The organism is Fontibacter flavus (genome assembly GCF_042432905.1).
Lineage (GTDB): Bacteria > Bacteroidota > Bacteroidia > Cytophagales > Cyclobacteriaceae > Fontibacter > Fontibacter flavus.
Window position 1 is genome coordinate 1 of record NZ_JBHLWI010000031.1, and the last position, 12,059, is coordinate 12,059.

10 protein-coding genes are annotated in these 12,059 nt (G+C 41.0%); 5 read left to right on the top strand and 5 right to left on the bottom strand.

Annotation, left to right across the window (positions count from 1 at the left end; all coding sequences use genetic code 11):
• Positions 1 to 164: 164 nt before the first annotated feature.
• The 4 genes from ACFFIP_RS11510 to ACFFIP_RS11525 form a co-directional block, all read right to left on the bottom strand.
• Positions 165 to 1,088, bottom strand: coding sequence for an aspartate carbamoyltransferase catalytic subunit (locus ACFFIP_RS11510; RefSeq protein WP_382387797.1), 924 nt, complete (start codon positions 1,086 to 1,088; stop codon positions 165 to 167).
• A gap of 8 nt (positions 1,089 to 1,096) precedes the next feature.
• On the bottom strand, positions 1,097 to 1,639 hold the full coding sequence (gene pyrR / locus ACFFIP_RS11515) for a bifunctional pyr operon transcriptional regulator/uracil phosphoribosyltransferase PyrR (RefSeq protein ID WP_382387798.1): 543 nt from the start codon (positions 1,637 to 1,639) through the stop codon (positions 1,097 to 1,099).
• Positions 1,640 to 1,808: 169 nt separating this feature from the next.
• Complete coding sequence (locus ACFFIP_RS11520) at positions 1,809 to 3,455, bottom strand: transcriptional regulator (RefSeq protein WP_382387799.1); 1,647 nt, start codon at positions 3,453 to 3,455, stop codon at positions 1,809 to 1,811.
• Entirely contained in the window at positions 3,452 to 3,859 is a 408-nt protein-coding gene (locus ACFFIP_RS11525) for an EVE domain-containing protein (protein ID WP_382387806.1), read from the bottom strand. Before ACFFIP_RS11525 ends, ACFFIP_RS11520 begins: the two co-directional genes overlap by 4 nt.
• A 65-nt stretch (positions 3,860 to 3,924) precedes the next feature.
• Between ACFFIP_RS11525 and polX the strand changes: the two genes are divergently transcribed.
• From polX to ACFFIP_RS11545, 4 genes are all read left to right on the top strand, one after another.
• Positions 3,925 to 5,676, top strand: coding sequence for a DNA polymerase/3'-5' exonuclease PolX (polX, locus tag ACFFIP_RS11530; protein WP_382387800.1), 1,752 nt, complete (start codon positions 3,925 to 3,927; stop codon positions 5,674 to 5,676).
• Positions 5,673 to 5,963, top strand: coding sequence for a hypothetical protein (locus ACFFIP_RS11535; protein WP_382387801.1), 291 nt, complete (start codon positions 5,673 to 5,675; stop codon positions 5,961 to 5,963). Before polX ends, ACFFIP_RS11535 begins: the two co-directional genes overlap by 4 nt.
• A gap of 13 nt (positions 5,964 to 5,976) precedes the next feature.
• A complete protein-coding gene (locus ACFFIP_RS11540) occupies positions 5,977 to 6,627 on the top strand; it encodes a YiiX/YebB-like N1pC/P60 family cysteine hydrolase (protein WP_382387802.1) in 651 nt (216 codons plus the stop codon).
• Positions 6,628 to 6,902: 275 nt separating this feature from the next.
• Complete coding sequence (locus tag ACFFIP_RS11545) at positions 6,903 to 7,571, top strand: hypothetical protein (protein WP_382387803.1); 669 nt, start codon at positions 6,903 to 6,905, stop codon at positions 7,569 to 7,571.
• Positions 7,572 to 7,717: 146 nt separating this feature from the next.
• Here the strand turns inward: ACFFIP_RS11545 and ACFFIP_RS11550 are convergent, their stop codons facing one another.
• Positions 7,718 to 8,608, bottom strand: a complete 891-nt coding sequence (locus ACFFIP_RS11550) for a mechanosensitive ion channel family protein (RefSeq protein ID WP_382387804.1) — start codon at positions 8,606 to 8,608, stop codon at positions 7,718 to 7,720.
• Between the two features lie 367 nt (positions 8,609 to 8,975).
• Between ACFFIP_RS11550 and ACFFIP_RS11555 the strand changes: the two genes are divergently transcribed.
• Complete coding sequence (locus tag ACFFIP_RS11555; protein ID WP_382387805.1) at positions 8,976 to 11,924, top strand: DNA polymerase III subunit alpha; 2,949 nt, start codon at positions 8,976 to 8,978, stop codon at positions 11,922 to 11,924.
• Positions 11,925 to 12,059: the final 135 nt, after the last annotated feature.

Sequence of the window (12,059 nt, forward strand, 5' to 3'; positions counted from 1 at the left end):
TGCCAGTCTGATTTTTAAAAACTACCTTAGACATTGTTGTATTTTGTTCAACTCTAAAATAATAATTTTAGAGAAGATCAACAATAAAAAAAGGGTGTCTCGACTTTTCGGACACCCCCTTTTTTTTCTACATCAATATGCAAAAAAGAGTTTGCTTTAACTCATTATTTGGATCCAGCCAATAAATAAAGGACAGCCATTCTCACAGCTACCCCATTTTCAACCTGTTGGAGGATGATGGAATGCTCGCTGTCTGCCACATCAGAATTCAATTCAACACCACGGTTGATCGGTCCCGGGTGCATGATGACGATTTCTTTGTTTAGTTTGTCCAACATTTTCCTATTGACACCAAAATAGAGCGAATACTCTCTAAGTGATGGGAAATATTTGATCTGCTGTCTTTCAAGTTGAATTCTAAGGATATTGGCCACATCGCACCATTGAAGGGCTTTTTCAACATCATGTTCTACTTTTACCCCAAGGCTTGCAATGTGTTTTGGGATCAGGGTAATCGGACCACAAACCATCACCTCGGCGCCAAGCTTTTGTAAGCAAAAGATATTGGATAAAGCTACCCTGGAGTGTAGGATGTCGCCGATGATGGCTACTTTTTTGCCCGCAACGTCACCGAGCTTTTCGCGGATGGAGAATGCATCCAATAATGCCTGCGTTGGATGTTCATGGGTGCCGTCTCCTGCATTGACAATATTGGCAGAAATATTCCTTGAAAGAAAATGTGGCGCGCCAGGGCTGCTATGCCTCATGACTACCATGTCTACTTTCATAGAGAGAATATTATTGACGGTATCAATAAGGGTTTCACCTTTTTTTACAGAACTGTTACTGGAAGAGAAATTGATCACATCGGCAGAAAGCCTTTTTTCAGCTAATTCGAAAGATAATCTGGTACGGGTAGAATTTTCAAAAAAAATATTGGCAATGGTAATGTCTCTCAGAGAAGGGACTTTTTTGATAGGCCGGTTCAGTACCTCTTTGAAATTGTCAGCTGTTTCGAATATCAATTGTATATCTTCCGCAGTAATGTCCTTGATGCCTAAAAGGTGCCTGGTGCTGAGTTGTGACATATTATTTTTTAAGCTTTTTCTGTTATCCAAATAGCGTCTTTTTCAAAGCCTTTTTCAGCCCATTCTACCGAGACATATTGGCTTTCCAAAGTGTTGACTTTGATGCCACAATAATCCGGCATAATAGGAAAATCTCTGGTATATTTTCTGTCGACTAATACCATTAACTCCACTTTTTGTGGTCTGCCAAAGGCTATCATGGCATCCAAGGCTGCCCTTACTGATCTGCCTTTGTACAGGACATCATCGATCAGTACCACTTTCTTTCCTTCAATCAAAAAGTCTATTTTGGTTTCATTGGCTTTCAATGGAAAATCTCTTCTCCTGAAATCATCCCTATGAAATGTGGCATCTAAATACCCAAAAGCCACTTTTTGTCCGGAAATTTCTTCTAAAGTCTTGACGATTTTGTCCAAAACTATGGGGCCTCTTGGCTGTAGTCCCAAAAGTACGGTATTTTCAAAAGTATCGTGATTTTCGATCAACTGGTGGCAAAACCGCTTCAATATGATAGCGATTTGCTGTTGGTCAAGGACAAGTCTTTTTTGCATGGCTGTGCTTTGCCTGCAAATATAAAAATAAATGAGGAAGATTGAAGATAGCGAGTTAAAGGGTTTTTTCTTTTTTTAAAATAACTGAATTTCCTGTCCAATACTGAAGGGTAAGAAGGTTTAAGATGAATCCAGTCGAATCAAATTCTATTGAGACTTAACTTTAAAATCAATTCGATTCATTTTCATCTTCCTCAGGTACATATTTGTCGCCATCCACTTTTATTTTGGTTAGGAAGTAAACCTCCCTTACTTCATCTCTTCCTCCATCATTGATAAATCTGATTTTCTGTTTTCCACTTAGTAAAAAGTAATCATCATACCACCAGGATAAATTAAGGCTGGTTTCCTGTGTCTCCCTTATCCTTTCATTTTCATTGGTGAGTTCTATTTCGAAGGATTTGTTTTCGAAAATGACTTCGCCGTCTTTCAGATAACTCATGTAGAGTTGGATACCGTCCATATATAAGTAATGGAGTTTGCTTCCGTCAAAACTCACTTCTCCATATTTTCCGGGGATGTTCGTTGACTTATTGGAAAGATTAAAAGCATTGTCCCAGATGACCTGACCTTCTTTGCCTATATACAGAAAATATGCTGAAATGAACTTGTATTCACCTTCATATTGCCATGGGAAAGGACTATAGCGTGCAGTATTGAAAAGCTGTGAACCATAAGCCGGTCCGTAATTCATCCCATCAAAATATAGTCTGTTTGGATTGAATCTATATGCATCATTGGCGTAAACACCATCCCGGGGAATATATCTTGGATTAGTGGCAGTGAAGTGATCATTATAAACCAAATAACCTTTATCTGTGGTAATGATTTCTCTGGAGGAAAATACTGGCTTGAGGCTGGGAGACTTGCCCTTCTCAAACTGTTTTTCCAGTTCTTTCCATTTTCTTTCTCTCTGCTTTTCATTCAGGTAATTATAGAAATTGGGGAAATCTTCCATGGTGTAATATTTCAAGACATATTCCCCAAATTCGTTGATATCAGCTATGTAAATTCCCTGATAAGCTTCTCTTCTTTTTTGGCCATAGGTGCCAATAACCGATTGCTGGAAATCTTCGATAGGAGTAAGTAATCCTTCCACTATCTCCATATTGCTTTCATCCAGTTTTTCTATGACTACTTCCCTGATTTTATTGCCCAATACATCAAAAGAAAGTACAGAAACCTGTTTTTGCTTGTATTTGTCCCGCCTACTGATCAAGACATCTATGATTTCAAGCTCACTGTCCTTGCGCAACTGTAGGACTAAAGTTTCTTTGCCATAAATCCCCTGTACCGTGTATACATCATTGTCGGAAATATTATAAATCTGCAAAATAGGCCGCATCTCTGCATTGCCTAGAAAGACAGCATGCCTGTTGAGTACAAAAAATTCTTTAAAATCCATCGGATAAATATTTTCCAATGGAAATTCATTTGCCTCATCAGTTTCAAGATTGATTTCAATCAGGTATTTCTCAGAATTGGAAGCAGACCCTTTCTGCATCAAAGCATAAAAAAAGTCTCCTTCTAAATCGTATCCCACGAGATCAAAATTTTCTTTGATATTGATTTCTTTGGTTGGGGTGGCCTGTAATCCGTAATCAGCTGAAAAATATTGAAACTTCGAGCGGAGATTGAATCCACGTTCCGGTTGGGCCCTAAAGGCCAATACCCCACTGGGCCTTTTGATGATCATAAAATCATTCTCCTGGAACTTGACTTCGACTTCCAATCTTTCGACAAATTCCATCTGGCCCAAAGCCATTTGGCTAAAAAAAATGAAAAAGAATAAGACTAAATAATAAGGGGTTTTCATCGAGATAACTTAACAATATGGTCAAACTGTTCTTTTTCGACAGGCATTACAGAAAGCCTGGATTGTTTCAATAAAGGCAAGGTACTCAATTCATCGTCTTCTTTTATCTGATCCAAAGTAAAAGGATTATTTAGAGATTTTGAAGCTTTGATTTTTACCGCAACCCAGCCTTTGTTCTCATCGTCTTTGGGATCCGGGAATGCCTCTTTGGAAACCTCAGCTATTCCCACAATCTCTTTGGTTTTGCCACTGTGGTAAAATAAAACTTTGTCTCCTAATTTCATTTCCTTTAGGTAGTTACGAGCCTGGAAATTACGTATGCCATCCCAAACGTCTTCTTCAAGTTTGCATAAGTCATCCCAGCCATATTCACTGGGTTCAGATTTTACTAGCCAATAATTCATCATGATTTAATTGTTAAAGCATGGCATAAGATAAGTTTTAAGATTTTATTTTGAAACAATTATTGATGACATTTGTCCTATTCAGAAACCAAATAATAAAAATTTTGGACCAGAAAAGTATACTGCGACAGCTCAAGCTTATCATCAAGCTCATGGAGCTTCATGACGAAAATTCTTTTAAAATCAGAAGTTATCAATCTGCAGTCAATACGATTGACAGAGGAGAGATTTCGATTGAAGGTAAAGGTATGGAGGAGCTTCAGGGGATCAATGGTATTGGTAAGGGGATTGCGGAAGTGATTTCTTCGCTGACTTTGAATGGAACTCATCCATATTTGGAAGAACTACTCAGCAAGACGCCAACAGGAATACTCGAAATATTAGAAATTAAAGGTTTGGGGCCCAAAAAGGTAAAAATCCTTTGGGATGAACTGAATATTACTTCTACGCATGAACTGATGGAGGCCTGTCAGTCAGGACAGGTAGCCAAGGCAAAAGGCTTTGGGGAAAAGACCCAGGAAAGTATCATTCAGGCATTGGAGTTTAGGGCTGCTAATATGGGCAAATGGCTGTTTGCCGACATTGAAGAAGCAATGAATGATCTTGCCAATAGCATTGGAAAGCTGAAAGGTGTCTCTAAAGTTTGCACTGTAGGGGAATTTGCCCGCAAAATGGAGGTCATCGAAGTTGTTGAATGGTTGGTGTCAACTGATGATCCAAGTGAGGTGATGATCCAGTTAAACGATCTGAAAACTCTTAGTCAGGAAAAAAAATTATCAAGTCCTTTCAAATGGAGAGGTAAGCTTCTTGAGCCAGAGGTGAGTTTGGTAATCCACTTTTCAGGTCGAGATAATTTTACAGTGGAAAAAATGCTCAGAACAGGGAGTAAGGCCCATTTACTTTATCCTTTGGAAGACAACAAGACTTTGGTCGAAATACTGAGAGAGGAGAAAGGAGCTGATACAGAAGAAGCTGTTTATGAAAAGGCTGGTCTTCCTTGGATACCGGAAGAGTTGAGAGAAGGCTATTTTGAAATGGAATGGGTGAAAACCAATAAGGTTGAGAGTTTATTGGAAGAAAAGGACCTGAAGGGGATTTTACATAACCACTCTACCTACAGTGATGGAAAGCATACACTCAGTCAAATGGCAGTATATTGCAAAGAGTTGGGATATGAATATTTGGGTATATCTGACCATAGCAGGACAGCCTCTTATGCAGGAGGCCTAGAAATTGAGAAAGTTCAGAAACAGCATCAGGAAATTGATGAATTGAACAAGAAACTTGCCCCTTTTAAGATTTTCAAAGGAATAGAAAGCGATATCTTGACAGATGGCAGTTTGGATTATCCAGATGAGATTTTGGCAAGTTTTGATTTTATAGTATCCTCCATTCACTCAGGATTGAGTATGGATAGGAAGAAAGCAACAGCCAGATTGCTCAAGGCCATTGATAATCCTTATACCACCATTTTGGGACATCCCACAGGAAGATTGCTGCTAAGAAGGGAAGGTTATCCGATTGACCATAAGGTTATTATCGATGCCTGTGCCAAAAATGGGGTAATCATAGAGATCAATGCCAATCCTTGGAGGTTGGACCTGGATTGGAGATGGGTAAATTATGCAATGGAAAAAGGTGTGAAATTATCGATTAATCCAGATGCACACGAAATGGAAGGATATGCAGATATGAGGTACGGCGTATTGGTTGGAAGAAAAGGGGGATTGACCAAAGAGATGACATTTAATGCTTTGTCTCGAACAGAAGTAGAAGCATATTTTCAAGAAAGAAAGAATAAAATCAAATCTAGATGAGCAATTGGATGGAAAAAGATGAGAATATGCTGTTGAAGCGCTCATTTATATTTGGAGTAATAGGGATTGTCATTTGTCTAATCCCTCTTTATAATAACTATTTTCATTTTATAGCACACTCTTTGGGTGCGCTTAATGGTATTGGAATTGCTTTGCAGTTTTTTGGATTGAGTATCGCAGTTTTGGTCCTGAGAAAACGGAAGATAGCAGAAGAAGTCAAGGATAAAGCCAAAAAGATGGTACTTGTATTAGGGGTAGCATTGGTATTCTTTTTTATGGTGATTTAAAGACTTTTCATTAATGTTCTATCAATTAAGGTTTTCGTTCATATTAGTGATCTTTCTTGGTCTTTCATGTGCCCAAGAAAAAAGCGGTTTTGATTGGCAAGAAGGAGATATTCTTTTTCAGGATGGAGACTGTGGAGATTTTTGTGACGCGATACGGAAGGTAACTGAGGGGTATAACGGTCAGGACTTTTCACACAACGGCATGTTGATTAAAGAGGGCGAAAATTGGATTGTGTTGGAGGCAATAGGAAAAGGTGTAAGTAAAACAACCTTAGAGGACTTTCTCAATAGACATCTTGATGAAAAAGGAAAACCAAAAGTGATGATAGGAAGGTTGAAGGAAGAGTTTCAATGGCTTGTTCCAAGGGCAATAGAAGAAGCTAAAATACACCTAGGTAAACCATATGATGCTTGGTTTGACTTTGAAAATGATGCTTTTTATTGTTCTGAATTGATTCACTTATCGTTTAAATCTGCAAATGGAGGAAAAGATCTGTTTACCCCCAAACCAATGACCTATCATGACCCGGATACAGGCGAGCTTTTTCCTGTTTGGGAAAAATACTTTGAAAAACTAGGTGTGCCTGTTCCTCAGGGAAAGCCAGGATTGAATCCAGGAGGTATGTCAATGGAACCTATATTAGAGATGTATTTTTTGAAATGAACAGTTCATTTTGTAAATGAGTTGAAAAATCACCCAATTGGGTGATGTGTTAGTGGTTGTAAGCCTGCAATTTTACATTGAATTTATTAATGATATCATTTTTGTCTTCATAGCATACTGGCCAGATGTTATGGGTTTTGCTCATAAGAATGAAATGTGAGCTTTTGAATTTGTTGATCGGTCTGGAACAATTTTCATTGATTTGATCCGGTATCCCATGTTTTGGTGGGGTAAGTAAAGGTTTATTTCTGTTAAAATTATTTAAATGCATTCCAATGAAACTACATAGATTACTTAATTATGCCTGTTGTTCAGGTTTATTGTTGCTTTTTCTGTTATTATCTGCCTGCATGAGTGAAAGTCTACAGGAGCCTGACAATTTTATGGAGTTAGAACAAGAGTTAGCTTCTTCACATTTTGATTTGTTTGAAGATGAAATAGGGCAATACCTTAGGAAGAACCCTTCTTCTCAGAACCGTTTAGTTGCGGCAATACGAAGTGCCACTGCCAAATATCACAATTTTGATAAAGCCAAATCAGCTGGATATGCCCTAGATCCACATTGTGTTGAAGTGCCGGGCTTAGGAGGGATGGGGCATCATGCGGTCAATCCAGGTTTGCTCATGTCTGCGTATGACCCTCTCCTGCCCAGTGTCCTGTTATTTGAACCGGGCAAAAATGGCCAGATGAAATTGGTCGGAGTGGAATATGTTGTTCCTGCAGATTTGTGGGATGAATCTAATGGTTTGCCAAAATTTGGAGAGATAGAATTTGCAGACCATCGTGAGATGACTGAAAATGAGGATGGCGAGCCTGTGAATGTCAATGGAGGGCCTCCTTTTCCTCATTATCAATTGCATGTTTGGATTTGGAAGAATAATCCTGCCGGCATGTACTTTCCTTTAAATCCGAATGTGAGTTGTCAGTTTGCATCAGAAGATTGACTTAAAATGGGGATATTTTTTTCCTTGAACCAGCCCTTTGAAACATTGTTTCAAAGGGCTTTTTGTTATTTATGGGTCTTTGGACAATAATGAAGGATTTGAAAAATCCTCTGCTAGAGAGTTGAGTTGTCTATGGAGACAGAGGATTACAGGCCTTTTTCTAAATAGACTGAAGTAATCGGGTACACAATTCTGATATCTTTTTCTGCTCTTAAGCGTTCCAGTACTGCTTCCGTTACTTGATGTTCAATTACACGTCTTTTACGAGGTAGTGTTAGGTACCTGAGTGAAAGTTGGATGCCCCTTTCATGGATCTTGGCATATACTGTTGGCGTGAACTGGCCGAAGGAAATGAAGTGCTCTTTATGGGCCTTCATAATGGACCGTTCAATGTTTTTGAAGTTATCCTGCATAAGGGTATTCATGATTTCCTTTAGGATAGTCTGAGCCTTTTTGAAATCTGAATCCAAACTGACGTAAATCTGTTGCTCATTCCAAATGTATTCAAAGCCTTGGCTATAGTTGGCCTGAGGATCTGAAAACACCTTACCATTAGGTACATGAACAATTCTTCCGGTACTCTGTTCAGCATCGACCCAATTACCTACTTCCAAAAGTGAGAATTGGAACAACCTCAAGTCCACTACATCTCCTTTGAACTCACCGATCTGGATCCTATCGCCCACATCGAAAGGCTTTCTCCAGTAGATGAAAATCCATCCGGCAATATTTACAAAAATGTCTTTTAGGGCAATGGCGATGCCTGCTGATAATAACCCTAAAAATGTGGTGAGAGATTGAAAATTACTGATCCAAATGTCGCCGATTAAGAGAAGTCCGATAATAGCTAAAAGGTATTGGATGGTTTTTCTCCAATGATATACCCGCTTCATGGCATCATCTGTGCGGACGCCGATAATCTTATAAGCCCCTTTTTTAATCAGCCACAGGACAAGCAGAATAAGTACAGTTTTGTAAATTTTCCACCTGACTTCGTATTCTATGATATCATTGAGATAGTCTATCCAGTTTTCCATAGCTCAAAAGTAAATCTAAGCTTAGTTTTGGTTTTTCACAAGAAACAGAAAAATTACATGTGATTCTTCGCGTATGATCGCAAAACACATGTAATTCTTTGGTTTGGTTTTTTGGTCTGTGCTTGAATTAATTAGCTTTCAATTTTTTTATCTCAATTTCTGACAACTTTCTCCTCCAAACTTGACTTTTTGACGATGTAATGTTTAAATTATAAACAGTTATATGTTAAAAATATTAACATTTCAGCATAAATCGATATCTGCTTATGTCACAGCCGGAGTGCTGTAAATATCTGTTTATATCGCGAAGTTTATATCCGTTTATATCGGCCACCATAGGAAGGCATATATCACTCAGTATATTTCCATGTTTATCAACTGCCATTCATATTACAGTTTCAAATACGGCACCCTATCCATCGAGTCTTTGGTTGCTGAGGCAAAAAGCAGAAAGCTCGATGCGCTTGCTTTGACGGATATCAATTCGGTGGCCGGAGTATTTCCCTTTATCCGCGAAGCGCAGCAAAAGGGCATACATCCTGTAATCGGTATTGATTTCCGCAACGGTGTCAAACAGCAGTACATAGGTTTGGCCAAAAATCAGGAAGGCTTCCACGAACTCAACCGCCACCTTTCCCACAGAAGGACCAAAGGGCTTGGCTTTGAGGACAAAGCCCCGGCTTTTCAGCATAGTTTTATCGTCTATCCTTTCAGGGAGAAGGTCTTTCCCTTGAGGGAGAATGAGTTTGTCGGCATCCATCCCTATCAGCTCAACCGCTTGGTGAAGTCTCCTTGGTACCGCTACAAAGACAAACTGGTATTGCTGCAATCTGTCAGTTTTTCCTCCAAACTCGAATTCAATGCCCACCGACTCCTGAGGGCAGTGGACAAGAATACGCTGCTCAGCAAACTCGAACCCGAAGAGCAGGGAGACATCAGCGATCAATTTTATTCTTATGCAGACATGGTAGCCCGCTGCGAAGGGCATAGCTACCTGCTGTACAATTCCCAGCGCCTGCTCGAAGCCTGTCAGTTTTCCTTCTACTTCCAGGCAGTGAAAAACAAGCGGGATATCCTGGGTTCGGATTGGGAAGACTTTGACTACCTGCGACAGGAGGCCTTCAAAGGTGCCATCAACCGCTATCCCAACCTGACACCTGAAATCAGCAAGCGCCTCGAAAAGGAACTGGAACTGATCCAGCAGAAGGGATTTGTCTCCTACTTTCTGATCAATTACGATATCATCAAGTTTGCCCATCAGCGGAACTTCTATCACGTAGGCAGGGGAAGTGGTGCCAATAGCATTGTAGCTTACTGTCTAGGGATTACCGACGTGGATCCCATAGAACTGGACCTCTACTTTGAGCGCTTCATCAACCTGTACCGGGAAAATCCACCTGACTTTGACATTGACTTCAGTTGGACGGATCGGGATGAGGTGGTGAAGTATATTTTTGATAAATACAACAAGGAAGACCAAGAACACGTGGCCTTATTGGGTTCCTATAGCACATTCAAATCCAATTCCATGTTGCGGGAACTAGGGAAGGTCTTTGGTCTGCCCAAAACCGAGATCGAGTCCTTGATCTACCATGCTGAAAAGCCTGACTATATTCCCGATCAGTATGGAAAGCTGATCCTCAGGTATAGTCAGGTATTGCACGGGATGCCTTCACATCTGACTATCCATGCCTGTGGTATACTGATTTCCCACAAGCCCATCCACTATTACACCGCCACTGAAATGCCTCCCAAAGGATTTCCTTTGGCACATATTGACATGCATACGGCAGAGGATATCGGGCTGCACAAGTTTGATATCCTCTCCCAGCGTGGACTGGGGCATATCAAAAGCAGCCTGGAGCTTATCTACCAAAATCAGGGCGTACAAGTGGATATCCGTCAGGTAGAGCAATTCAAAAAAGACCCCAAAATCAAAGAACTGTTGCGGACGGGACATACCATCGGGGCATTTTATGTGGAATCACCCGCCATGCGTATGCTATTGGCCAAAATGAAAGCAGATGAATACCTAGAATTGGTGGCCGCCAGCTCCATCATCCGCCCGGGCGTGGCCCGATCGGGGATGATGCGTGAATATATCCTGCGTCATGTGGATCCCGAAAGGCGCAAGCAGGCCCATCCCGTGATGATGGACATCATGCCCGAAACCTACGGCATCATGGTCTATCAGGAAGATGTGATCAAGGTGGCGCATTACTTTGCGGAGCTTAGCCTTTCGGAAGCGGATATCCTCCGACGTGGCATGAGCGGGAAGTCCCGCTCCAAAGATGAATTCCAAAGGGTGAAGGACCAGTTTTTCCTCAATTGTGAAAAATTGGGAAGAGACCCTAAGATCACTGCGGAAGTTTGGCATCAGATCGAGAGTTTTGCGGGTTACTCCTTCGCCAAGGGGCATTCGGCTTCCTTTGCGGTGGAGAGCTATCAGAGTTTGTACCTGAAAGCCTACTTCCCGCTGGAGTTCATGGTGGGGGTGATCAATAACTTTGGGGGCTTTTACCATACCGAATTCTACATTCACGAACTCCGCATGAACGGGGCCGATATACAGCCCCCCCATATCAATGAGAGCGATTACCTCACCAATATCAAAGGGAAGACTGTCTATCTGGGCTTTATCCATCTGAAGTATCTTGAAAAAACCAGCGTGGAGAAAATACTGGGCGAACGCAGGGCCAATGGTCTATTTATGGGACTTTCTGATTTTATCGCCCGGGTGGATATCAGCTTGGAGCAGGCCTTGATCCTGATCCGTATCGGCTGTTTTCGCTTTACGGGCAAGAGCAAGCAGGAGCTGCTTTGGGAAGCACACTTTATTCTGAATAAACGTAAGGTCGTGGCTACGGGAAATGAACTCTTCCGGCAGGCAGGTTTTCGGGAATTGCAGGTTCCAGAGCTCGAAGATGCTGACCTTAGACAGGAGATTGTGGACCAGATCGATATTTTGGAATTTCCTTTGGACAGTCCCTTCCACCTGGTCAAAGATCAAACCGTCCCCAGCATCAAGGCGAGGGATCTGAAGCAGTACTTAGGCAAACAAGTACAAATCATCGGGTATCTCGTGACGATCAAATACACCCGAACGGTGAAGGGAGACGTGATGAACTTCGGGACCTTTATCGATAGGGAAGGGGACTGGATAGACACCGTACATTTCCCTCCGGTGGTGAAAAAGCATCCCTTCAAAGGCCGCGGTATCTACCTGATCAAAGGCAAGGTCACGCAGGAATTTGATTTTTACAGCATTGAAGTGGATAGCTGTGAAAGAATGGCCTATTGGAATGCGGCTGATTGAAGTGGGGTTGATGGGGCTGTCCGAAAAGGGCAGCCTTTTTTATGCTGCAATTTTTTGATTTTGAAAATCTAAAGTCATGATTGGGGATTTTTGATTAGATTTTTTCCTTGACACGTATAATACTGGTCGACTAAT

Excerpts from the sequence above, each read along its gene's own strand:
- ACFFIP_RS11510 (WP_382387797.1), bottom strand. The coding sequence starts at position 1,088 with ATGTCACAACTCAGCACCAGGCACCTTTTAGGCATCAAGGACATTACT.
- pyrR (WP_382387798.1), bottom strand. The coding sequence starts at position 1,639 with ATGCAAAAAAGACTTGTCCTTGACCAACAGCAAATCGCTATCATATTG.
- ACFFIP_RS11520 (WP_382387799.1), bottom strand. The coding sequence starts at position 3,455 with ATGAAAACCCCTTATTATTTAGTCTTATTCTTTTTCATTTTTTTTAGC.
- ACFFIP_RS11525 (WP_382387806.1), bottom strand. The coding sequence starts at position 3,859 with ATGAATTATTGGCTAGTAAAATCTGAACCCAGTGAATATGGCTGGGAT.
- polX (WP_382387800.1), top strand. The coding sequence starts at position 3,925 with ATGACATTTGTCCTATTCAGAAACCAAATAATAAAAATTTTGGACCAG.
- ACFFIP_RS11535 (WP_382387801.1), top strand. The coding sequence starts at position 5,673 with ATGAGCAATTGGATGGAAAAAGATGAGAATATGCTGTTGAAGCGCTCA.
- ACFFIP_RS11540 (WP_382387802.1), top strand. The coding sequence starts at position 5,977 with ATGTTCTATCAATTAAGGTTTTCGTTCATATTAGTGATCTTTCTTGGT.
- ACFFIP_RS11545 (WP_382387803.1), top strand. The coding sequence starts at position 6,903 with ATGAAACTACATAGATTACTTAATTATGCCTGTTGTTCAGGTTTATTG.
- ACFFIP_RS11550 (WP_382387804.1), bottom strand. The coding sequence starts at position 8,608 with ATGGAAAACTGGATAGACTATCTCAATGATATCATAGAATACGAAGTC.
- ACFFIP_RS11555 (WP_382387805.1), top strand. The coding sequence starts at position 8,976 with ATGTTTATCAACTGCCATTCATATTACAGTTTCAAATACGGCACCCTA.